Consider the following 21524-nt stretch of genomic DNA (forward strand, 5'->3'; position numbering starts at 1 on the left):
CCGCCCCTCACCCTTACCCTCTCCCCGTGAACGGGGAGAGGGGGGCGTCGGTGTTGCGGCCGGCCTCCTTCTCCCCGTCCTGACGGGGAGAAGGTCCGGCAGGGGATGAGAGGCAGCGGATGCGCCCGACTGGAAAGACACTGCGTAGATTGCTGCAGGCCGGTGCGGTGACTACCGGCCTGGCCGCCCTCGCCTTTGGCGGCCTGTTCGCGCTCGACCGCGCCTTTCCGCCACCCCTGCCCGAAAAGCTGACCGTCTCCGCCGAGGTGCTCGACCGCGATGGGCAGTTGCTGCGCGCCTACGCGACGCCGTCGGGCCATTGGCGGCTTGGAGTCAGCCTCGATCAGGTCGACCCGCAGCTGGTGAAGATGCTGGTCGCCTATGAGGACAAGCGCTTCTGGGACCATGAGGGCGTCGATGTGCTGGCGCTGGGGCGTGCCGCCCAGCAATTCGTCACCAATGGCCGCATCGTCTCGGGCGGCTCGACGCTGTCGATGCAGCTGGCGCGCCTGATCGAGCCGCGCACTGAGCGCAGCTTGACGTCCAAGCTTCGGCAGCTGGCCCGCGCCATCCAGATCGAGCGGCGGCTGTCAAAGGAAGAAATCCTCGAGCGCTACCTGACGCTCGCGCCTTATGGCGGCAATCTCGAAGGCGTGCGCGCGGCAGCCCTTGCCTATTTCGGCAAGGAGCCGAAGCGGCTGACGGTGTCGGAAGCAGCCCTTCTGGTCGCCCTGCCGCAGCTGCCGGAGCGGCGCCGGCCCGACCGCAACCTTGCCAACGCGCAGGCCGCGCGCGACCGCGTGCTCGGCCGCATGGTGACATCAGGCCTGCTGAGCGAAACGGAGGCCGCGCGCGCCGCACTTGAGGATGTGGCCGCCATGCGACTGGCGCTCCCGACACTTGCGCCGCACGCATCCGACAACGCGCTGCGCAATCAGCCCGGCACCGTCACGCACCAGCTCACCTTGCGCAAGAGCGTGCAAGAGGGGCTTGAGGCGGTGGCGCGCGAGGCCGCCACCCGGCTCGGCCCGAAAATTTCGGTCGCCATGGTGCTGGCTGATGCGATGACCGGCGAAATCCTCGGCGAAGTCGGATCGGCCAGCTACCTCGACGCCTCGCGCTCGGGCTGGATCGACATGACAAGGACGATACGCTCGCCCGGCTCGACGCTGAAACCGTTCATCTACGGCCTCGCCTTCGAACAGGGGCTGGTGGCGCAGGAGACGATGATCGAGGACCGGCCGACCGATTTCGGCGGCTACCGGCCCAAGAATTTCGACATGAGCTACCAAGGCGACGTGTCGGTGCGCCAGGCGCTGCAGCTGTCGCTCAACGTGCCCGCGATCCGCCTGCTCGACGCGGTCGGACCGCAGCGGCTGACGGCGCGCTTCCGCCAGGGCGGCGTCACCCCGCAACTGCCTGCGAATGAAGTGCCCGGCCTCGCCATCGGCCTGGGCGGCGTCGGCGTGACCCTGCGCGACCTCGTCCAGCTCTACACCGGGCTTGCCAATGGCGGCCGCGCCAAGATTTTACGCGACGGATCGGAGCCAAGCACGCCTGCCCCGCTCGCCAACGGCACCATCCTGGAGGAACAGGCCGCCTGGCAGATCGCCGACATCCTGTCCGGCGTCAAGCCGCCCGAGGGCGCGGCCAAACGCGCCATCGCCTACAAGACCGGCACCTCCTACGGCTACCGCGACGCCTGGTCGATCGGCTATGACGGCCGCTACGTGCTCGGCGTCTGGGCCGGCCGGCCCGACGCTGGCGCGGTGCCCGGCTTGTCGGGTTACGTCTCGGCGGCACCCATCCTGTTCGAGGGCTTTGCCCGCTCCGGCCTGCCGTCAATGCCGCTGCCCCGCCCGCCGGCGGGAACGCTGCGCACCGCCCGCGCCGACCTGCCGGTGACACTGGGACGCTTTTCGACCGCAAGCGAACTGCCGACGGTCGCAGCCGCCATCACCGAACCGGCGCCGCAGATCGTCTTCCCGCCTGACGGCGCCCGTGTCGAACTCGGTGCATCCTCAGCCGACGCCTCGCCGCTGGTGCTCAAGCTGCAGGGCGGCCGCGCCCCATTCCGCTGGCTCGCCAACGGCAAGCCGCTCGCGGCCCTTGCCCGCCGCCGCGAGGCAACCTGGCAGCCCGACGGCACCGGCTTCTCGACACTGACCGTCATCGACGCGGCGGGACGCGCGGCAAGCGTGCGGGTGTTCGTGGAGTAGATGATTTGATATCGCGACTGAACATGTTCGACGTGCTTCTGGAGGTAGACCCGACATTCCAGCCCGTCTGGGAGGCGTTTGTGGACAAATGGCGCGACCAGATCGAACTGCCGCTTTACCTGGCCTTGGGAGACCTCGCTCGACACGTGGTCGGCAAGATCGAGGGCGGCCAGACCAGTGAACTTCAGCAAATCTTCGCAGTCGTCGAGCGTTGGCTCGCCGATGGTGACGAACTGGTGCGGGAAGCTGCGACGATTGGGCTGCTGGAGGACCTGCACAACCCGAACCTTCACAAAATCACATCGCCTGATCAGGTGAAGCAGTGGTTGGGTCCTCTCAGCGCACTGCAATGGACAGACGTCGAGAGATTCTGGTCGGGGCAAATCGCCAAGGCCTGAGCCCCCTTGCCTCCCCTTCCATCTCCCCTAGCTGTCATCGTTCGTGTCGAACGTTTCGATCGCTCAGGCGGTGCAGGACTTTTTAAGCGAGCAAAAAAATTTCCGGCGGCCCGGCAGTTCGCACGAAATTTGCCCATGCGGCGTGAAATTCGGAACATTCGCCGCATCTAATTTCTACCAGTTCGATAGAGTAGAACCATATTCGAACGGAGGCGGAAATGACGACTTCACGCAGAACCATCCTGCTCTCGGCGCTGCTGGCCGGCGCGGTTCAACTCGGTGGCCTGGGCTTCGCCCATGCCGACACCACGCTCCTCAACGTCTCCTATGACCCGACGCGCGAGCTCTACAAGGACTACAACGAGGCCTTCGCCAAGCACTGGAAGGCGGAGAGCGGCGAGACGGTGACGATCCAGCAGTCGCATGGCGGCTCGGGCAAGCAGGCGCGTGCGGTGATCGACGGCCTCGACGCCGACGTGGTGACGCTGGCGCTCGAGAGCGACATCAACGCGATCGTCGAGAAGTCGAAGAAAATCAATCCCGACTGGCGCTCGAAGCTGCCCAACAATGCCTCGCCCTACACCTCGACGATCATCTTTTTGGTGCGCAAGGGCAATCCCAAGGGCATCAACGACTGGGGCGACCTGATCAAGGACGGCGTCCAGGTGATCACGCCGAACCCGAAGACCTCGGGCGGCGCGCGCTGGAACTACCTCGCGGCCTGGGCCTGGGCCAACGGCCAATTCGCAGGCGACGAAGCCAAGATCAAGGAATTCGTCGGCAACCTCTACGCCCATGTGCCGATCCTCGACACCGGCGCCCGCGGCTCGACGGTGACCTTCGCCGAGCGTGAACAGGGCGACGTCCTGCTCGCCTGGGAAAACGAAGCGTATCTCGCGCTCGACGAGTTCGGCGCCGAAAAATTCGACATCGTCTTCCCGCCGCAGTCGATCCTGGCCGAGCCGCCGGTCGCCGTGGTCGACGCCAATGTCGACGCCAAGGGCACCCGCAAGGTCGCCGAGGCCTACCTCAACTACCTCTATTCGGCGGAAGGCCAGACCCTTGCCGCCAAGCATCACTACAGGCCGTCCAAGCCCGAGCTGGTGCCTGCCAGCGACCTGCAGAAGCAGCACGAACTGAAACTGGTTTCCATCGACGATCCGATTTTCGGCGGATGGAAGAAAGCACAACCCTATCACTTCGGAGATGGTGGTATATTCGACCAGATCTACAAGCCGGCCCAGTAAGCCAAGGTAAGACCAGGACGATATGACCACAGCACCCGCCAAGGCGGGGTGGCGGTTCAGACAGCCGAGCGTCATTCCGGGATTCGGATTGACGCTCGGCTTCTCGCTTGCCTACCTCACGCTCATCATCCTCATCCCGCTCTCAGGGCTCGTCTGGCGTTCGGCATCGCTTGGCTGGACCGATTTCTGGGCCATCGCCACCGACCGCCGCACCGTCAAGGCGCTGGAAATCAGCTTCGGCACGGCCTTCATCGCCGCCGCCATCAACGTCGTGTTCGGCACCATCGTCGCCTGGGTACTGGTGCGCTACCGCTTTCCCGGCCGCCGCGTCATCGACGCGATGGTCGATTTGCCCTTTGCGCTGCCGACGGCGGTCGCGGGCATCGCGCTGACGACGCTGTACTCGCCGAAGGGCTGGATGGGCGCGCTGTTGGCGCCGCTCGGCATCAAGGTCGCCTACACCCCGCTCGGCATCGTCATAGCACTCGTCTTCATCGGCCTGCCCTTCGTCGTGCGCACGGTGCAGCCGATCATCGAGGAGATCGACAAGGAGGTCGAGGAAGCCGCCGCCACGCTTGGCGCCAACCGCTTCCAGACGATCTTCCTCGTGCTGTTTCCGGGACTGGCGCCCGCCGTGGTGACCGGCTTCGCGCTCGCCTTCGCGCGCGGCGTCGGCGAATACGGCTCGGTCATCTTCATCGCCGGCAACCTGCCCTACATCTCGGAAATCGCGCCGCTGCTGATCGTCATCCGGCTCGAGGAGTACGATTACGCCGCGGCGACCGCGATCGCCACGATCATGCTGGCGCTGTCGTTTGCGATGCTGCTCGTCATCAACCTCATCCAGTCATGGACCCGCAAACGCTATGGCTGATCCAGAGCTTTATCCCGCCGACGTCCATCACGAGCACGCCTCGCTTGCGGTGACCGAACGGCCCTGGGCGCGCGCGGCTTTGATGCTTGTCGCCTTCGGCTTCCTCGCCATCTTCCTGCTGTTGCCGCTGGTGGTGGTGTTCGAGCAGGCGTTTTCACGCGGCATCGGCGCGTTTGTCGAAGCCATCAACGAACACGACACGATTGCCGCGATCAAGCTGACGCTTCTGGTCGCCGTCATCTCGGTGCCGCTCAACCTGGTGTTCGGCGTCGCCGCCGCCTGGGCCATCGCCAAGTTCGAGTTCAAGGGCAAGGCCTTCCTGATCACGCTGATCGACCTGCCGTTCTCGGTCTCGCCGGTCATCTCGGGCCTGGTCTATGTGCTGTTGTTCGGCGCATCGAGCCTGCTTGGGCCCTGGCTCAAGCTGCACGGCATCGTCATCCTGTTCGCCGTGCCGGGCATCGTGCTGGCGACTGTCTTCGTCACCTTCCCCTTCGTTGCCCGCGAGCTGATCCCGCTGATGCAGGAACAGGGCACCGGCGACGAGGAGGCAGCCCTTTCGCTCGGCGCCAATGGCTGGCAGACTATCTGGCATGTCACCTTGCCCAACATCAAATGGGGCCTGCTCTATGGCGTCTTGCTGTGCAACGCGCGCGCCATGGGCGAGTTCGGCGCGGTGTCGGTGGTCTCGGGCCACATCAGGGGCATGACCAACACCATGCCGCTGCATGTCGAGATCCTGTACAACGAATACAATGCCGTCGGCGCCTTTGCCGTGGCGTCCGTGCTCGCCGGCCTCGCGCTTGTGACGCTTGTGCTCAAAACCCTTCTCGAGCTCCGCTACGGCGCCGAGATCGCCGCCACGCGCGGACACTGACAGAGGTCGACTGATGGAAGTTCGCGTTTCAAATGTGCGCAAGGAATTCGACCGGTTTCCGGCGCTGCGCGACGTCTCGCTCGACATCAAGTCGGGCGAGCTGATCGCGCTGCTTGGCCCCTCGGGCTCGGGCAAGACAACGCTTCTGCGCCTCATCGCCGGGCTTGAGCGGCCGACGCGCGGCACGATCTTCTTCGGCGACGAGGATGCGTCCAACCGGACCATCCAGGAGCGCAATGTCGGCTTCGTGTTCCAGCATTACGCCCTGTTCCGCCACATGACGGTGGCCGACAATATCGGCTTCGGCCTCAAGGTGCGGCCTTCGGCCAAGCGCCCGACCAGGGCAGAGATCCGCCGTCGCGCCTCCGAACTGCTCGACCTGGTGCAGCTGTCGGGGCTGGAAAAGCGCTATCCGGCGCAGCTTTCCGGCGGCCAGCGCCAGCGCGTGGCGCTTGCCCGCGCCATGGCGATCGAGCCCAAGGTGCTGCTGCTCGACGAACCCTTTGGCGCGCTCGACGCCCAGGTGCGCCGCGAGCTTCGCCGCTGGCTGCGTGAAATCCACGACGCCACCGGCCACACCACCATCTTCGTCACCCACGACCAGGAAGAGGCGCTCGAACTCGCCGACCGCGTGGTGGTGATGAGCCAGGGCCGCATCGAGCAGATCGGCACCGCCGACGAGGTCTACGACACGCCGAACTCGCCCTTCGTCTACGGCTTCATCGGCGAGTCGAGCTCGTTGCCGGTCAAGATCGAGGACGGACAGATATGGATCGCCGATCGGCCGATCGGACTGGCAACGCCTGATCTGCCAAATGGCGAGGCGACGCTCTACTTCCGCCCGCACGACATCGAACTGCTCGACGAATGCAATGGCTGCATTGCCGGCACGGTGGCGGCGAGCCGCCGCGTTGCCGGCACCCGTCGCGTCGAACTGGAGATCGGCGGCGGCCGCGAGCGCATCGAGATCGAGCTCCCCGTCGGGCATCCAGCCGCGCAGAAGAGCCGCGTGGCGTTCAGGCCGAAGCGGTGGAAAGTGTTTCCGAAGGTGGACCAAGCTTAAGGGCACAGTTGCGCGGTCACCGCAACGTCTGCTGCGTCCCCTAAAGTGCATAAATCTTCATTCGCGCCCAGGTATCTGAGCAGAGGTAATGCGGCAATTGTCCACGGTGTCCAATATCTTTCGCCGAAAGGGTGATCTAGTTGGAAGAAAGCTTGCCGCGCGCTCAAGGCACAGAAGTGCCTCTTCGTGGAGATGCGAACATGCTGCGATGTGGTCTATGCGAACTTTCAGGGAGGCGGCAGGATCGAACGAAGCTTGATGTTGCTCCAGTTTGTTGACCGCCTGTTCAAAACACATCCAGGAATCGCGGTCGATTTTGACCACGGCCTCCCGCCATTTGCCAGGTAGATCTAATATTGAAGCCCGGTCAGAGTAAGGGCGCATGCGGTCAACCTTGTGGCCAATCAGAGCATCCATACATTGCATCGGCCGACAGGCTGTAGCACCTCGTCGTGGGCGACCACTTGTTCCTCGGGTGTCACGACCGCGGCTTGGTTAGCGGCAAAATACGGTGACAATACGCTCATCCAATCTGAGCACTATTTTGCTTTCCCCACGTGCTCGGCTGCCTTGATGCCACGTTCAATCCGTGCGGTTAGCACGAAGAGAAACGTACCAAGTCCCTCTGCGAAGTCGACAGCCTGCTGAGCTTCCTCCCATGAGGTATGGGGCTTATTTTCATCGGCATGGCGAGGTCTATTTGAGCCAAGTCGGACAGAGTGCGCCCAATCCGCCATCCCCTTGGTCAGGATGTTGTCCGCCAAGGCTTTGTCAATTCGCTGATACAGCGATCCGTCCGAGTATCCCTTTGCTTTTAGCATCGAATCGACCGCGCTTCCTGCCATTACTGCGGCAGCATCAGGCGCGTGCAATGTCTCATAGGCCTGTTGCAAGAACCGACGCGCTATCGGTGGGATGTCTTCGTGTGCATGCTTCTCATCTGGAAAGATTTCGTAGGCGGCCCCCTTCCAGTCCTGTCCATACGATTGGGCTGTTACGAGAGAGCCGCACGTGCGGCAGGCAAATACTGACCAGCCCTTTCTGTTTTGACCGTCAGTTCGTTGCAAGCCGTTTTCATCGCTGTGCCACACCAGGGACAATAGTGGATCGGCGATGGAGCAATGAGGGCATCGGCGGACGTTGATTAGACTTTGTCCTGCTGTTGCCATTCATCAATACCTTTGAAACCATCAATCTCCAAAGCAGCAAATCAAACATGTCTCCCGGCAGCAATACACCGAATGCCGGTAGCAAGCGTGATGCACCGAATAATGCGTCAAGGCCAACAGGGGTAGCCTAAAGCGGCCGATGCTATGGCATCAGCTATGTCGGGTTGTTTCCTGTTGAGCGCTTCCCCTACCGATACGACGTGTTGAAATGTCGCTCCAGAAACCGGCTGTATGCCCCCATCAGTGCGCTGAACACGAAGTACACGGCGGCCGCGAAGACATAACCTTCCAGCACGGCGATGCCTTGCCAGTCGGGGTCGCGGAGCGCGGTGCGGACGGTGTCGAGGAAGTCGAGCAGGCCGATGATCGTCACCAGCGTGGTGTCCTGGAAAAAGGCAATGAACAGGCTGACGAGTGCCGGGATGACCTTCTTCAGCGCCTGCGGCAAAACGATCTTGAACATCACCTGCCAGTAATGCAGGCCAAGCGCGCGGCCGGCCTCGTATTGGCCCGTGGGCACGTCCTGCAGGCCGCCGCGCACGATCTCGGCGATGTAGGCGGCGGCAAACAGGATGATCGCCACCTGGGCGCGCAAAAGCTTGTCGATGGTGACGCCGTCGGGCATGAACAGCGGCAGCATGACGGCGGCCATGAACAGGATGCTGATCAGCGGCACGCCGCGCACCAGCTCGATGAAGCCGACACCGAGCACGCGGATGGCCGGCAGATGCGAGGCGCGCGCCAGCGCGAGGCCAATGCCGAGCGGCAGGGCGAAGGCGAGGCCGACGAAGGACAGCATGAAGGACAGCGGCAGGCCGCCCCATTTCGACGTCGGCACCGCCGTCAGGCCGAAGATGCCGCCGGCCATCAGCACGTAGAGCACAGGCAGGATGACGAGCGCCCAGGCAAGCAAAAGGCCCCTGCCCCAGACACGCGGCACCATCGACACGCAACAGGCGCCGAGGAACAGGCAAAGGGCAACGAGGGGGCGCCACTGCTCCTCGAACGGGTAGAAGCCGAACAGCATGTAGCGCAGCTTGTCGGCAAGGAACGGCCAGCAGGCGCCGGAGCTTTGCTTGCAGGCGTCGGCGCCGCCGTCGAACACGGCATCGAGGAACAGCCAGCCGAAGGCGAGCTTGGCAATGAGCAGGATGACAGCGCCACAGACGAGCGTGGTCAGCGCATTGCCCGGCGTGCCGAAATAGGCTGCGCGCCACTCGGAGCGCCGCGCCGGGCGGGCGACTGGATCGATGGCTGCGGGAAGGACCTGGGTGTCGCTCATCTCAGCGCGCCTTCAGCGCGACACGCGCATTGTACCAGTTCATGAACAGCGAGATCGCCACCGACAGGCCGAGATAGATGCCCATGAAGATGGCGATGGTCTCCATCGCCTGGCCGGTCTGGTTCATGATGGTGTTGGAGACCATGACCAGGTCGGGATAGCCGATGGCGATGGCCAGCGAGCTGTTCTTGAACACGGTGAGATAGGTGTTGGTCAAAGGCGGGATGATGACCCTGAGCGCCTGCGGCAGCACGACGAGCCGGAGCGTGCGCGAGCGCGGCAGGCCGAGCGCCTGGGCGGCTTCCCACTGGCCCCGGCTTACCGCCTGGATGCCGGCGCGGACGATCTCGGCGACGCTGGCCGACAAATTGAGCATCAGGCCGACAAGCAGCGCCACGAACTCCGGACGGATCTGCAGCCCGCCGGTGAGGCGGAAACGCCCGGCCTCCGGCGCGCTCCAGCTCAGCGAGATCGCGCCGCTTGCCCAGACGGCGAGCACGGGCAGCACCAGCAGGACGAGCGCAAAAATCCAGCCGGCATTGGCCTTGCCGCTTTGGATGCGCCGGCGCTGGCTGACACCACGCACGACGAGTGCCGAGGCGATGCCGAACGCGAGGGCTGCGAAGGTCAGCCCGAAACCGCTCTGCCATTCGAGCGCTGGCATGGCCAAGCCGCTGTTGGAGAGGAAGAAGCCGGGAAACAGCTGGATAGCCTGGCGAACGGGGGGAAACACCAGGATGATCAGGAAGTACCACAGGAACAGATAGAGCAGCAGCGGCACGTTGCGCAGCAGCTCGACATAAGCAAGCATCAGCCGGCTGAGCAGCGGGTTTGTCGACATGCGGCCGATGCCAACCAGCACGCCAATGATGGTGCCGAACAGGGCCGCGAGGAACGACACCTTGATGGTGTTGATCAGCCCGACGAGGATGGCGCGGGCAACCGTGTCGGTCGGCCCGTAGGCGATCGAGCTTTCGCTGATGGCGATGCCGGCCTGCCGCGACAGGAAGTCGAAGCCGGTGGCGATGTCCTGCTTGGCAAGGTTCGCGCTCGCGGTCGCGTACATCGCCCAGGCGGCGAGCAGCACCAGCGAAATGGCGACGAATTGGTAGAAGACCGCGCGAAATCGCGCGTCGTTCAAAAACAGCATGGGCGCGCCGCCGTCAGATAGCCGGGATCAGGGGACAAGAAAAAGGTCCGCGCCAGGTTTCGGCGCGGACCTTGGTTCTTCTTAGCGGACCGGCGGCGCGTAGAGCAGGCCCCCGGCATTCCACTGCGTGTTGGGTCCGCGCGTCATGCCGAGTTTGGTCTTTTCGCCGAGATTGCGGTCGAACACCTCGGCGTAGTTGCCGACTCCCTTGACGATGTTGTAGCCCCACTTGTTGTCGAGGCCGAGCATCTTGCCGAGCTCGTCGGCGCCGCCCAGCATGCGCTGGATCTCGGGATCCTCGCTCTTCGCCATCTCGTCGACATTGGCCTGGATGATGCCCTTCTCCTCGGCCGCCATCAGCATGTAGACCGACCACGAAACGATATCGCGCCAGTTGGAATCGTTCTGGCGCACGGCGGGCGCCAGCGGCTCCTTGGAGATGGTCTCGGGCAGCAGCACGTAGTCGTCGGGATTGTTGGCGACAGCGCGGATCGAGGCGAGGTCCGAACGGTCGGACGAGATCGCCTCGCAGCGGCCGGAATAGAAGGCAGCGCGGTTCTCGTCGGGGCTCTCGAAGACCACCAGCTCGAATTTGCCGCCGACGGTGCGGAAGAAGTCGGTCAGGTTCTGCGAGGTGGTGGTGCCAGGCAGCGTGCAGATCGCAGCATCCGTCAGCTCCTTGGCGGAGGCGACGCCGAGCGACTTGGGTACCAGGAGGCCCTGGCCGTCATAAAACACGGTCGGGCCGAAATCGATGCCAAGCGAGGCTTCGCGCGAGAAGGTCGCGGTCGTCTGGCGCGACAAAACGTCGATCTCGCCCGACTGCAGCGCCTGGAAGCGGGTGTTGATGTTGGTCAGCACGAAGTCGACCTTGTCGGGATCGCCGAACACGGCAGCCGCGATCGAGCGGCAGATGTCGGCGTCAAAGCCCTGCATGCGGCCCTTGTCGTCGGCCGCGGCGAAGCCGGGCGTGCTGAGCGAGACGCCGCAGATCAGCTTGCCGCGCGCCTTGACGGTTTCGAGCGTGGTGGCGGACTGCGCGGCGGTCGCACCGACCATGAGTGCTGCCGTTGCGGCGCAGAGCGCCAGGAATTTACGTTTCATGCTTCCCTCCCTTGATGTGACCGCGGGCCGCCATGCCATGTCTCCCCCGGCATGAGCGCCGCCCCGGTCAGTCGCGGGGCTATGTATGCATAGATTGTGTACGATTTGGAAGATAAATGTTGGTCAATATGTATACAATTATTCAACGGTGTGAATAAAGCTCGCGAGGCCGTTGCGGCGCCGGAAGCGCACCCCTTACGGCGTGTTTCCAGTGATGATGGTGTCGCCTGCCGTTGTCAGAACGCCGCTGTTGCCTCGCCCGACGAGGCGATTGTCGCGTACGGCCACGCCGGAGGACCAGACATAAACGCCATGCGGACCAGCTGAAGTCACGGTGTTGTTTTCCACCACCCCATTGTGGCTGTTGAAGCCTATGGATACGCCATGCGAATTGTTCGGGTTCGTGGTCGTCAGGGTGTTGCCGCTGACAGTGTTGGAGGCTGACCCCACCAAGGCGACGGCCGTTGCGTTCTCGCCGTTGGTCGTCACTGTGTTTCCGGAAATGGTGCTGTTGGCGCTATAGCGCAGAAGGATGCCGGCAGCGCCGCGCGCGCGCGTCGTCACAGAATTGCCGCTCACCGTCAGGTTGTCGCTTCCTTCGGTCATGATGCCGAAGGCCGCCGTGTAGAGCGACAGGGAGGTGTCGTTCGTTGTGTTGGTGGCCACGGTGTTGCCGGAAATGGTGGCGCCGTCGCTGTCGATAAGGCGTATCCCGCGGCTCATGTAGTTGTTGGTGGTCACCTTGTTGCCGGAAATTGCGATGCCGGCGCTGCCGGTGACGTGGATGCCGTTGGCCAGCTCGCCATTGGTGGTGATGACGTTGTTGGCGATGGTCAGGCCGCCGCTGTTGTTGATCGACAGGCCATGGGCCGGGCGTGCCGATGTATGGGTATCGTTGTAGCCGCTGCCATTGCCATTGGTGGTGATGGTGTTGCCCTCGATACGGCCCGCGACATTGTCGGCGACGATACCGATGCCGCTGGCGCCGTTCTGGACGATGGTGGCGCCGCTGATGCTGACCCCGGTGCTGTCCTTGATGGCGACGACGCTGCCCTTGGCCGCGGTGATGTTGCCGCCTTGGAGAGTGAAGTTTGTGGTGTTGTCCACCTTCACCCCGTTGGCGGCCGAAATGACTGACACGTCGCGCAGGCTGGCGCCGCTGGCACCTGAGACGGCCCAGGAATTGGCGCTCGACGAGGTGTTTTCCACTGAAATCCCGCGCATGCTGCTGTCCGCGGCCATCCTGACCAGGGTGTCGCTGGCCGCACCGGAAATGCGGCCCGCGCTGCCCGCTGCAGCATAGTCGACGGCAACGCCGCTGGTCGCGCCCTTGAGCTTGAGAACGGTGCCGCCGCCGACAAGCAATTGCTTGTCGTTGAGGGAGATTGCGCCCGTCGCCACAAGGTTGCCATTCAACAGCACGATGCCTTGGGCACCGACGCTGTCGAGCGCGGCCTGGAGGGCCGCCTGGTCCTGGGTCGTGCCGTCGATCCGCACGACCGAGGTGATGGTCTTGCCGTTCCACGCGTTGACCGCATCTTCGGATGAGGTGAGCGTATCGTACGTCGACCTGGTTCCGTTGCGGGTGTTCGAGACGATATCGACGTCGCGCACCACCGTGTCGGCCATGCGCCGTTCCATGTAGGACAGCGGCTCGCGCCCGGCGGATGAGGCTGCCTGCAGGGGAATGCGCAGCCGCGCCTGGGTGATCCATTGGTCGCCGCGGACGTCGTCGTGCTGGAAGGTCAGTCCCGCAGTCACCTTGACGCCGGGCAGGTCGGCGAAGTCGTCGGCGCTGAATTCGAGCCGCGCGCGTGGACCGGCGATAGCCTCCACGCCGGAGCCGCCGAAATAGTAGCCGCCGACGAAGGCGCGCATGTCGAATCCCGAATCCGGTTCGAACACCGGCAGCCGGATGCCAAGCTCGGCGTCGGCGCCCGCCAGCGCCTTTTCGACCCTGTAGCTGGTCGTCGTCGTCTGCACCGCCTGGTGATGGATCGCCAGCGACGTGCCGGTAAGGATCGCCTGGCTGCTCCAGGGACCAACTGTCGCGGTCGCGCCGAGGTCCATTCGCCGCTCGGTCTCGCCTATCGGCAGGTAGGCGTTGGCGCGCAGGTCGAAGACCTCGCTCAGCGCTTCAGCGCCGAGCGTCAACTGATGGAACGTGTTGCCATAGGGCGAACGGCGGACGTCGTAATAGCCGTAGGCTCCCAGGTTCCAGCCGGAGGGCAGCATGTGCCTGATCCCGAGGCCGAAATTGCCTTCGACGGAGTCGTTGTTGTCGAACTTGCCGCGCAGATCGGTGAAGACAAGCGTGTCGCCGTTCTGGAACAGCGGCACGAACAGGTTCAGCTCGCCGAGCGAACGGCCCTTGCCGAGCTGCCCGCCGGTTTCGACCCATGGCCCCCATCGCTTGGCCAGGGCATCTTCCGCATGGGCCGATGAAACGGAACAGATCGCCAATAGGGACGCGGAAAGAGCCCATCTCGAATGCATGAATACATGTCCAGCAGATACAAGGGACTGCTGGTTGCCACGAGCCGCAGAGCGCGGCTAGCCGGCTAGAACGATGATACCAAAGTTGGTTCTGGAGCATTGCCAGCCAGCTGAGTTGGCAAAGTCACAGAACAGGCAATGCCAAAGCCTGCCCTTATAGCTTCGTCCACGCCGCGTTCTTTTTCGACGAGCGCACGCAAGCTTCGACGAAGGCAACGCCCTCGACGCCGTCCTGAACGGTCGGGTAGATCACGTCCTTGCCCGGCTTGCCGCCCTTCTTGCGTGCAGCTCGGATGGCGCGGGCGGCTTCCTGGTAGATGTTGGCGAAACCTTCGAGATAGCCTTCGGGGTGGCCGGACGGCACGCGGGTGACGCGCGCCGCGGCCGGACCGGCGCCGACGCCACCACGGGTGATCAGCTGTTTGGGCTGGCCGAAGGGCGTGTACCAGAGGTAGTTCGGGTCGGCCTGCACCCATTCGATGCCGCCCTTGGAACCATAGACGCGCAGCTTGAGGCCGTTCTCGTGGCCCGGCGCCACCTGGCTCGCCCAGATCATGCCCTTGGCCCCGCCCTTGAAGCGCAGCATGACGTTGACGTTGTCGTCGAGCAGCCGGCCCGGCACGAAGGCGTCGAGATCGGCCGACAGGCTGTCGAGCTCGAGTCCGGTAACGAAGCGGGCGAGATTGTAGGCGTGCGTGCCGATGTCGCCGGTGGCGCCGCCGACGCCAGACTGCTTGGGGTCGGCGCGCCACGACGCCTGCTTCTGGCCGGTGGCGGCGAGATCCTCGGTCAGCCAGTCCTGCGGGTATTCGGCCTGGACGACCCTGATGTCGCCGAGCTGGCCCTTGGCGACCATCTCGCGCGCCTGCCGGATCATCGGATAGCCGGTGTAGTTGTGGGTCAGCACGAAGACCTTGCCGGTTTTCTCGACGAGCGCGGCGAGCTTCTTCGCCTCGGCAAGCGTTGCCGTCAGCGGTTTGTCGCAGATGACGTGGATGCCGGCCTCGAGGAAGGCCTTGGCGGCGGGGAAGTGGACGTTGTTGGGCGTAACGATCGCCACCGCCTCGATGCCGTCGGGGCGTTTAGCCTCGGCCTTGGCCATCTCGGCATAGGAGGTATAGCTGCGCTCGGGATCGAGGCCGATCTCGGCGGCGGAGGCTTTCGCCCGCTCCGGGTTGGACGACAGCGCGCCGGCGACCAGCTGGAAGTCGCCGTCCATGCGGGCGGCAATGCGATGCACGCCGCCGATGAAGGCGCCCTGCCCGCCGCCGACCATGCCGTAGCGGATCGGACCGCTGCCATTTCCGGATTTCGATGCGCCGACCATGCTTGTGTCCTCCCTTGATAATGTTCGTGCTGCCCCTCATCCCCTGCCGGGACTTTCTTCCCGTAAACGGGGAGAAGTGGCTACTCGATCCCCATCATCTTCCGCAGCATCGCCCGGTCGCTCGTCCCGCCAGCAAAATCGTCGAAGGCCTTGTCGGTGACACGGATGATGTGGCTTTCGATGAACGGCGCGCCTTCGGCGGCACCGTCCTCCGGATGCTTGAGGCAGCATTCCCATTCGAGCACCGCCCAGCTGTCGTAGCCATGCTGGGCGAGCCTGGAGAAGATGCCGGAAAAGTCGACCTGGCCGTCGCCGAGCGAGCGGAAGCGGCCGGCGCGGCCGAGCCAGCCCTGGTAGCCGGAGTAAACGCCCTGGCGTCCATCAGGATTGAACTCGGCATCCTTGACGTGAAACGCCTTGATGCGCTCGTGGTAGATGTCGATGAAGGCGAGATAGTCGAGCTGCTGCAGCAGGAAATGTGACGGATCGTAGTTGATGTTGCAGCGCCTGTGGCCGCCGACAGCGTCGAGGAACATCTCGAAAGTGGCGCCATCGAAGGCGTCCTCGCCCGGGTGCAGCTCGAAGCAGAGGTCGACGCCGGCCTCGTCATAGGCATCGAGGATAGGCGTCCAGCGCTTGCCAAGCTCAGTGAAAGCCTCCTCGATCAGCCCGGCCGGCCGCTGCGGCCAGGGGTAGAGATAGGGGAACGCCAGCGCCCCGGTGAACGACACGCAAGCCATGAGGCCGAGATTCTGCGATGCCTTGGCGCCGAGCTTCATCTGCTCGACCGCCCATTGCTGCCGCGCCTTGGGATTGCCGTGGACAGCGGCCGGCGCAAATCCATCGAACTGGGCGTCATAGGCGGGGTGCACCGCGACGAGTTGCCCCTGCAAATGGGTGGACAATTCGGTGATCTCGACGCCCGCATCGGCGCAGATGCCCCTGACCTCGTCGCAATAGGTTTTCGACGTCGCCGCCTTTTGCAGATCAAACAGCCTGGCGTCCGGCGTCGGGATCTGCACGCCCTTGTACCCGAGATCCCCAGCCCACGATGTAATCGATTTCAGTGTATTGAACGGCGCGGCATCGCCGGCGAACTGGGCGAGGAAAATCGCGGGACCTTTCATTGTCGATGGCATGGCAAACTCCTCGTCCGATTCCGGCCTGCAACGTTGTAGGCCCAGATGACCACTATTTGAGCCGGCTCCGCAAGAGGCTAGAAGGCGTGCGAAACCGCCGGTGGCAGCCAGTAGAGGCCGGCAACGGCGTCACGCCGGAACCGGCCGGTTTCGACCAGTTCGCGCCGCAACAGCGCCCAGTCGCCGAAGCTGTGGTGGCGTTTCAGGATGTCGTTGACCTCACGCTCGGCATAGTCGAGGCCCCGTTCGAACCTGGCGGCGAGGAAATCGAGCACCACAACGCGGTCAGCCGCCTTGGCCGGCCAGCGCGTGACGATGCCGTCATCGGTGATCAAGGCGGTCATCCACGCTCCTCGGCCAGCAGTGCCTCGACCGCGAGACCTGCCGCAAGCAGGCGCCGGTCGTGGCCATGGCGCGCCATCAGCATCAGGCCGGCCGGCCTGCCTGTGCGCGGCATCGGCAGCGTCAATGCGGTGAGGTCGAACTGGTTGGCAACCTGGGTGTTGCGCAATAGCAGCCCTTCGATGCGGTCGGCGTGCGCGCCATCGGCCAGCAACTCGGCGATCGGCTGGGCCGAAACGGGCGTTGTCGGCAAGACGACGAGATCATAGGCCGACAGCCGTGCATCCATGGCGGCAACGAGCTCAGCGCGCCGGTTGATGGTCCTGATGTAGCTGACCGCCGGAACCTGCATCGCCCGGCCAAGCGCGCCGCTGACATTGGCGTCGACCGGCGTCGACGCGCCATTGGCGAGCCAGTCGGCGTGGATTGCCGCGCCCTCGATCGCCGCGATCGTCCCTGTACGGGTTGCGGCGCGGAGATCGGCCAGCAGGTTGTCGACGAGGCATTCGGTGATTGTCGCTCCGGCCCGCGCCAGCTGATGCAGCGCGCGCTCGAAGCTTGCCGCGACGCCCGCTTCGATTCCCTCGAACAGCCGGCCGCGCGGCACGGCGATACGCAGGCCCGACAGCGGCAGCGGCGAAAGCGCAACATGCTCCTTGCCGGCCATGACGACATCGGTGGCGATACATTGCGCCACTGACTTGGCCAGCGGGCCGATGGAATCGAGCGTTGGCGACAAGGGAAACGCGCCGTCGAGCGGGATGCGGCGTGCCGTCGGCTTGAAGCCGACGACGCCATTGAGCGCGGCGGGCACGCGCACCGACCCGCCGGTATCTGAGCCGATCGATATGTCCGAGGTGCCTTCGGCGGCCGAGACGCCGGCACCCGACGACGAGCCGCCGGGAATCAGTGCCGGGTCGACGGCATTGGGTGGCGTGCCGTAATGCGGATTGAGGCCGAGCGCGGTAAAGGCGAATTCGGTCATGTGGGTCTTGCCGATGATGACGGCACCGGCGCGGCGCAGCCGCGTGACCACCAGCGCGTCGTCCTGGGCCGGCTCAGCGGCGCGGCGCATCAGCGAACCGGCCAGCGTCGGCTCGCCAGCGACGTCGAACAGGTCCTTGATCGAGACGATGCTGCCATCGAGCGGCCCGAGCGACAGCCCTGCCCTGCGGCGCGCATCGGCGGCATCGGCCGCGGCGCGGGCAGCGTCGACATAGATTTTTGCGAACACCCGTTCGTCGCCGGCGCGCGCCGCAAGCCGCGAAAGGATCGCCTCCAGCCTGTCTCTTGCCGCCGTCATGCACGCTCCCGGATTCCGCCGCGCCACAAACCTGCGGCGCCCGTTGCGCCGACTGTTAACACGCCGTGGCACGATGCAACACGGTTGCCCGCCCCGACAAACATCTTACAGTCGCCTTTCCCAGCCCAGGAGCCGCTCATGACCGCCCATCTGTTTTCGCCAATCACGCTCGGCAAGCTCGAGCTCCCCAACCGCATCGCCGTTGCCCCGATGTGCCAGTACTCGGCCGATGATGGCTCGGCAACCGACTGGCACCTGCAGCACTGGATGAACCTGGCGATGTCCGGCGCCGGCATGGTCACCGTCGAGATGACCGACGTCGAGCGGCGCGGCAGAATCAGCCATGGCTGCATGGGGCTCTATTCCGACGCCAACGAGGCGGCGGCGAAACGGGCGCTCGACGCGGCAAGGCGTGTCGCGACGCCGGGCGCGAAATTTGGCGTGCAGCTCGCCCATGCCGGCCGCAAGGCCTCCAATCACCGGCCCTGGGACGGCTCGGGCCCGCTCAAGCCGGAAGAGGACGCATGGCCGGTGGTGTCGTGCTCCGCCATTGCCTATGCCGATGGCTGGCAGGTGCCGCATGCGCTGAGCGAGGACGAGATCGAGCAGACGATCGGCCATTTCGTCCAGGCGGCGAAGCGGGCCGAACGCGCCGGCTTCGACTTCATCGAGCTGCATTCGGCGCATGGCTACCTGCTGCATCAGTTCCTGTCGCCGCTGTCTAACCACCGCACCGACCGCTGGGGCGGATCGCTGGACAACCGCATGCGCTTTCCCCTGGAGATCGCCCGCCGCGTCGCTGAAGCAGTGCCAGGCCTGATGCTCGGCGCCCGCATGTCGCTGACCGACTGGGTCGACGGCGGCTTCAGCCTCGAAGAGGCAATCGAGGTCGCCAAGGCCTACAGCAAGGCGGGCGTCGTCTATATCTGCTGCTCGAGCGGCGGCAACTCACCACACCAGAGCCTGCGCACCGGCCCGGGCTACCAGGTCCATCTGGCCGAGGCGGTGAAAAAGGCGACCGGCATTCCTGTCCGCGCCGTTGGCATGATCGACCAGCCGGAGCAGGCCGACGCCATCATCCGCGAGGGCCAGGCCGACATGGTGGCGCTCGGCCGCGCGCTGCTCGCGGATCCGCGCTGGCCGTGGCGGGCCGCAGCCAGGCTCGGCCACGAGTTCCACGCGACACCCCAGCTTGCCCGCTCGGCGGCGCTGATGAAGCAATGGGGCGCGGCCAGCTGAGTTTCGCCTTAGGGCTGGCGCGCTTGCTTGATCGCGCTGGATCACGACACGGTGCTGCCACTCTGGTGAATCACCTGCCGAGCGGCTAGGTCTGTCGCGGAAGCATAAAGGGAAACCAGATGAAGAAGACCGTCGAGACGATCCGGGGCGACAGCGAAGGCCTCGCCTACGAACTCCCGGTCTACCATATCTCGGGCACCGCGCCCGATGCCCCTGCGGCCTACATCCAGGCCGCGCTGCATGGCGACGAGCTGCCCGGCGTCGTCGCCATCGACGCGCTGATGCCGAAGCTGCGCAAGGCCGAAAACGAGGGACGCGTGCGCGGCAACCTGACAATCGTTCCGCGCGCCAATCCGATCGGCGCCAACCAGCTGCTGTTCGGCGCCTCGCAGGGCCGCTTCGATCTAGGTACGCGCGTCAACTACAACCGCGATTTTCCGCTGCTCGACAGGCCAGATGTTGCACTCCTGCCCGGGGAAGAGGTGCCGATGTCGTCCGACCGGCGGCTGAAGGCGCGCCTGCTCAAGCTGTCGCTCGGCCACGACATCGTACTCGACCTGCATTGCGACGACGAGGGTGTCGCCTATCTCTACGTGCCCGAGGAGCTGTGGCCGGCTATGGCCGACTGCGCCGCCAATATGGGCGTCGACGCCGTCATCCTGTGGGGCGGCAAGTCGGGTTCGTCCTTCGACGAAGCCTCGCTTCACCCTTATCTCAGGATGCCGCGCAAGGAGGCGAGGCTCGAAAGCCGCGTCATCACGACCGTGGAGTATCGCGGCGTCTCCGACGTCTACGCCACCGTTGCCGAAGCCGACGCCCAGGGCCTCTACCGCCTTCTGGTCGCGCGTGGCGTGATCGAGGACACCTGGATAGAAACCCAAGAGGCGTTCGCCGGTGTGGTGGCGCCGATCGACCATATCGAGATGGTGCCCGCGCCTTGCGCCGGCGCGATCCTCTATCACGTCAATCCGGGCGACACGGTCAAGGCCGGCGCCCATATCGCGACAATCCTGCGCGCGCCCGGCGAGGACGGCGGCAGGGTCGAGGTGCTGGCGCCGCAGGACGGTTTTATCCTGACCCGCCGCTCGCACCGCGCCACGCGCGCCGGCGACGACCTGGTCAAGCTGGTCGGCGTGGGGCCCAGCAGCGATGCACGGTCAGGCGCGCTGGAGGCGTAGCGGCCAGGACGTTCTCACGGAGCTATCGGCACGCATGTTCAATTGCGCAGGTGAAGTGCTGATCCTGACCGGGCCGCCGGGTTCCGGGAAGACAACGACGGCGCGGGCGCTCGCCAACGAGCCCGGATCCGCGAAGGTCCACCTGCATTCCGACGACTTCTGGCATTTCATCAAGCATGGCGCGATCGGACCCTATCGGCCCGAAGCCCATGAGCAGAACGCGGTCGTCGTGGACGTACTGGCAAATGCCGCCGAACGTTACGCCCGCGGCCGCTTTTTCGTCATCGTGGACGGCATTGTCGGGCCGTGGTTCCTGGAACCGTTCAGGAAGATCGCGGCACCGCTGCACTACGTCGTCCTGCGCCCTCCCGTCGATGTCGCCATCCAACGCTGCCAGGAACGCGGCGGCGACACGTTGACCGATGCCGACACGATCGCAGCGCTCCATCGGCAGCTGTCATCGCTGGGACCTCTCGAACGGAATGTCGTTACGACGGGGGCCCAGAGCCGCGAGGAAACGCTGGGCATGGTCAGCGAGGCGGTCCGGAGTGGAGCATTTCGCCTGGCGCCGTGACCGACGCGAATGCTCAGGCGCGCTTCGGCCGCTTCTGCGCGCGCGCCGCGACAACCGACATGTTGAGCGCCACGGCGGCGCCGATGAGCGCTTTCAACGCGTCCTCGTTGATCTTTTCGCCCTCGTGAATGTCGATGGCGCGCCTGGTGTTGCCGTCGAGGCTGGAGTTGAACAGGCCTGACGGGTCGTCGAGCGAAGCACCCTTGGCGAAGGTCAGCTTGACCACGCTCTTGTAGGTCTCTCCAGTGCAGATGATGCCGGCGTGTTCCCAGACGGGAACGCCGCGCCACTTCCACTCCTCGACCACCTCGGGGGCGGCCTGCTTGATCAGGGCGCGGACCTGAGCGAGTGTCTCGCCGCGCCAGTCGCCCAGTTCCTTGATCCGCGCATCGATCAGTTGCGATGGCGTCGCGCCTTCGCCTGAGCTGCTCTTGCTGTCCATGGTCATCTCCTCATTTCCATGATCGTTTTGGGCGAGCCGAGCGTCCGCCAACGCCCGCGTCCCGCAACTCAGCTTCACTCGCCCGTCGGCGAGCTTGTTGT

The 21524-nt window shown here is 64.8% G+C and carries 19 protein-coding genes; 9 read left to right on the plus strand and 10 right to left on the minus strand.

The genetic code is table 11. The features are described from left to right. Positions 1-119 precede the first annotated feature (119 nt). The 6 genes from pbpC (at position 120) to J1C56_RS11985 (ending at position 6678) form a co-directional block, all read left to right on the plus strand. Positions 120-2219 carry a penicillin-binding protein 1C gene (pbpC, locus tag J1C56_RS11960; protein WP_214389330.1) on the plus strand — a complete coding sequence of 700 codons (2100 nt, stop codon included), beginning with the start codon at positions 120-122 and terminating at the stop codon, positions 2217-2219. Positions 2220-2242: 23 nt separating this feature from the next. After that, positions 2243-2617 carry a DUF7674 family protein gene (locus tag J1C56_RS11965; RefSeq protein WP_246591317.1) on the plus strand — a complete coding sequence of 125 codons (375 nt, stop codon included), beginning with the start codon at positions 2243-2245 and terminating at the stop codon, positions 2615-2617. A 218-nt stretch (positions 2618-2835) separates the two neighbouring features. Then, complete coding sequence (locus tag J1C56_RS11970) at positions 2836-3864, plus strand: sulfate ABC transporter substrate-binding protein (RefSeq protein WP_214389340.1); 1029 nt, start codon at positions 2836-2838, stop codon at positions 3862-3864. A gap of 22 nt (positions 3865-3886) precedes the next feature. After that, positions 3887-4738 carry a sulfate ABC transporter permease subunit CysT gene (cysT, locus tag J1C56_RS11975; RefSeq protein ID WP_214389342.1) on the plus strand — a complete coding sequence of 284 codons (852 nt, stop codon included), beginning with the start codon at positions 3887-3889 and terminating at the stop codon, positions 4736-4738. After that, complete coding sequence (cysW, locus tag J1C56_RS11980) at positions 4731-5615, plus strand: sulfate ABC transporter permease subunit CysW (protein ID WP_214389349.1); 885 nt, start codon at positions 4731-4733, stop codon at positions 5613-5615. The genes cysT and cysW overlap by 8 nt, the downstream gene beginning before the upstream one ends. A 13-nt stretch (positions 5616-5628) precedes the next feature. Then, positions 5629-6678 (plus strand): sulfate/molybdate ABC transporter ATP-binding protein, encoded by a 1050-nt coding sequence (locus J1C56_RS11985; protein WP_214389350.1) that lies wholly within the window; start codon positions 5629-5631, stop codon positions 6676-6678. Between the two features lie 539 nt (positions 6679-7217). On the opposite strand, the gene J1C56_RS11990 is transcribed toward J1C56_RS11985, so the two are convergent. From J1C56_RS11990 to J1C56_RS12030, 9 genes are all read right to left on the minus strand, one after another. Continuing rightward, positions 7218-7847, minus strand: a complete 630-nt coding sequence (locus J1C56_RS11990) for a DUF4145 domain-containing protein (RefSeq protein WP_214389351.1) — start codon at positions 7845-7847, stop codon at positions 7218-7220. Positions 7848-8034: 187 nt separating this feature from the next. Further along, positions 8035-9129: an amino acid ABC transporter permease gene (locus J1C56_RS11995; protein ID WP_214389352.1), complete on the minus strand. Its 1095-nt coding sequence runs from the start codon at positions 9127-9129 to the stop codon at positions 8035-8037. 1 nt (position 9130) lies between these two features. Further along, entirely contained in the window at positions 9131-10279 is a 1149-nt protein-coding gene (locus J1C56_RS12000; protein ID WP_214389353.1) for an amino acid ABC transporter permease, read from the minus strand. Between the two features lie 81 nt (positions 10280-10360). After that, positions 10361-11383 (minus strand): amino acid ABC transporter substrate-binding protein, encoded by a 1023-nt coding sequence (locus tag J1C56_RS12005; protein WP_214389354.1) that lies wholly within the window; start codon positions 11381-11383, stop codon positions 10361-10363. Positions 11384-11578: 195 nt separating this feature from the next. Next, the gene (locus J1C56_RS12010) at positions 11579-13846 is read right to left on the minus strand and encodes a right-handed parallel beta-helix repeat-containing protein (RefSeq protein ID WP_214389355.1); all 2268 of its coding nucleotides are present in this window, start codon (positions 13844-13846) and stop codon (positions 11579-11581) included. Between the two features lie 187 nt (positions 13847-14033). Continuing rightward, positions 14034-15206 (minus strand): Gfo/Idh/MocA family protein, encoded by a 1173-nt coding sequence (locus J1C56_RS12015; protein WP_214389356.1) that lies wholly within the window; start codon positions 15204-15206, stop codon positions 14034-14036. 80 nt (positions 15207-15286) lie between these two features. Then, positions 15287-16345, minus strand: a complete 1059-nt coding sequence (locus J1C56_RS12020) for a sugar phosphate isomerase/epimerase family protein (protein WP_214389357.1) — start codon at positions 16343-16345, stop codon at positions 15287-15289. 77 nt (positions 16346-16422) lie between these two features. Beyond that, on the minus strand, positions 16423-16689 hold the full coding sequence (locus J1C56_RS12025) for a DUF2087 domain-containing protein (RefSeq protein WP_214389358.1): 267 nt from the start codon (positions 16687-16689) through the stop codon (positions 16423-16425). Next, a complete protein-coding gene (locus J1C56_RS12030; protein WP_214389359.1) occupies positions 16686-17990 on the minus strand; it encodes an amidase in 1305 nt (434 codons plus the stop codon). Before J1C56_RS12030 ends, J1C56_RS12025 begins: the two co-directional genes overlap by 4 nt. A 138-nt stretch (positions 17991-18128) precedes the next feature. Here J1C56_RS12030 and J1C56_RS12035 point away from each other — a divergent pair, with 138 nt between their 5' ends. The 3 genes from J1C56_RS12035 (at position 18129) to J1C56_RS12045 (ending at position 20981) form a co-directional block, all read left to right on the plus strand. Then, a complete protein-coding gene (locus tag J1C56_RS12035; protein WP_214389360.1) occupies positions 18129-19229 on the plus strand; it encodes an NADH:flavin oxidoreductase/NADH oxidase in 1101 nt (366 codons plus the stop codon). A gap of 119 nt (positions 19230-19348) precedes the next feature. Continuing rightward, positions 19349-20407: a M14 family metallopeptidase gene (locus J1C56_RS12040; RefSeq protein WP_214389361.1), complete on the plus strand. Its 1059-nt coding sequence runs from the start codon at positions 19349-19351 to the stop codon at positions 20405-20407. Positions 20408-20441: 34 nt separating this feature from the next. Next, a complete protein-coding gene (locus tag J1C56_RS12045) occupies positions 20442-20981 on the plus strand; it encodes an ATP-binding protein (RefSeq protein ID WP_214389362.1) in 540 nt (179 codons plus the stop codon). A 13-nt stretch (positions 20982-20994) separates the two neighbouring features. Here the strand turns inward: J1C56_RS12045 and J1C56_RS12050 are convergent, their stop codons facing one another. Further along, on the minus strand, positions 20995-21429 hold the full coding sequence (locus J1C56_RS12050) for a DUF1801 domain-containing protein (RefSeq protein ID WP_214389363.1): 435 nt from the start codon (positions 21427-21429) through the stop codon (positions 20995-20997). Positions 21430-21524: the final 95 nt, after the last annotated feature.

The sequence above is a fragment of the Aminobacter anthyllidis genome, from assembly GCF_018555685.1.
Classification (GTDB): domain Bacteria; phylum Pseudomonadota; class Alphaproteobacteria; order Rhizobiales; family Rhizobiaceae; genus Aminobacter; species Aminobacter anthyllidis.

What these genes read in the sequence shown, in the direction of transcription:
- pbpC (WP_214389330.1), top strand. Translation starts at nt 120, where the DNA reads ATGCGCCCGACTGGAAAGACACTGCGTAGATTGCTGCAGGCCGGTGCG.
- J1C56_RS11965 (WP_246591317.1), top strand. Translation starts at nt 2,243, where the DNA reads ATGTTCGACGTGCTTCTGGAGGTAGACCCGACATTCCAGCCCGTCTGG.
- J1C56_RS11970 (WP_214389340.1), top strand. Translation starts at nt 2,836, where the DNA reads ATGACGACTTCACGCAGAACCATCCTGCTCTCGGCGCTGCTGGCCGGC.
- cysT (WP_214389342.1), top strand. Translation starts at nt 3,887, where the DNA reads ATGACCACAGCACCCGCCAAGGCGGGGTGGCGGTTCAGACAGCCGAGC.
- cysW (WP_214389349.1), top strand. Translation starts at nt 4,731, where the DNA reads ATGGCTGATCCAGAGCTTTATCCCGCCGACGTCCATCACGAGCACGCC.
- J1C56_RS11985 (WP_214389350.1), top strand. Translation starts at nt 5,629, where the DNA reads ATGGAAGTTCGCGTTTCAAATGTGCGCAAGGAATTCGACCGGTTTCCG.
- J1C56_RS11990 (WP_214389351.1), bottom strand. Translation starts at nt 7,847, where the DNA reads ATGGCAACAGCAGGACAAAGTCTAATCAACGTCCGCCGATGCCCTCAT.
- J1C56_RS11995 (WP_214389352.1), bottom strand. Translation starts at nt 9,129, where the DNA reads ATGAGCGACACCCAGGTCCTTCCCGCAGCCATCGATCCAGTCGCCCGC.
- J1C56_RS12000 (WP_214389353.1), bottom strand. Translation starts at nt 10,279, where the DNA reads ATGCTGTTTTTGAACGACGCGCGATTTCGCGCGGTCTTCTACCAATTC.
- J1C56_RS12005 (WP_214389354.1), bottom strand. Translation starts at nt 11,383, where the DNA reads ATGAAACGTAAATTCCTGGCGCTCTGCGCCGCAACGGCAGCACTCATG.
- J1C56_RS12015 (WP_214389356.1), bottom strand. Translation starts at nt 15,206, where the DNA reads ATGGTCGGCGCATCGAAATCCGGAAATGGCAGCGGTCCGATCCGCTAC.
- J1C56_RS12020 (WP_214389357.1), bottom strand. Translation starts at nt 16,345, where the DNA reads ATGCCATCGACAATGAAAGGTCCCGCGATTTTCCTCGCCCAGTTCGCC.
- J1C56_RS12025 (WP_214389358.1), bottom strand. Translation starts at nt 16,689, where the DNA reads ATGACCGCCTTGATCACCGATGACGGCATCGTCACGCGCTGGCCGGCC.
- J1C56_RS12030 (WP_214389359.1), bottom strand. Translation starts at nt 17,990, where the DNA reads ATGACGGCGGCAAGAGACAGGCTGGAGGCGATCCTTTCGCGGCTTGCG.
- J1C56_RS12035 (WP_214389360.1), top strand. Translation starts at nt 18,129, where the DNA reads ATGACCGCCCATCTGTTTTCGCCAATCACGCTCGGCAAGCTCGAGCTC.
- J1C56_RS12040 (WP_214389361.1), top strand. Translation starts at nt 19,349, where the DNA reads ATGAAGAAGACCGTCGAGACGATCCGGGGCGACAGCGAAGGCCTCGCC.
- J1C56_RS12045 (WP_214389362.1), top strand. Translation starts at nt 20,442, where the DNA reads ATGTTCAATTGCGCAGGTGAAGTGCTGATCCTGACCGGGCCGCCGGGT.
- J1C56_RS12050 (WP_214389363.1), bottom strand. Translation starts at nt 21,429, where the DNA reads ATGACCATGGACAGCAAGAGCAGCTCAGGCGAAGGCGCGACGCCATCG.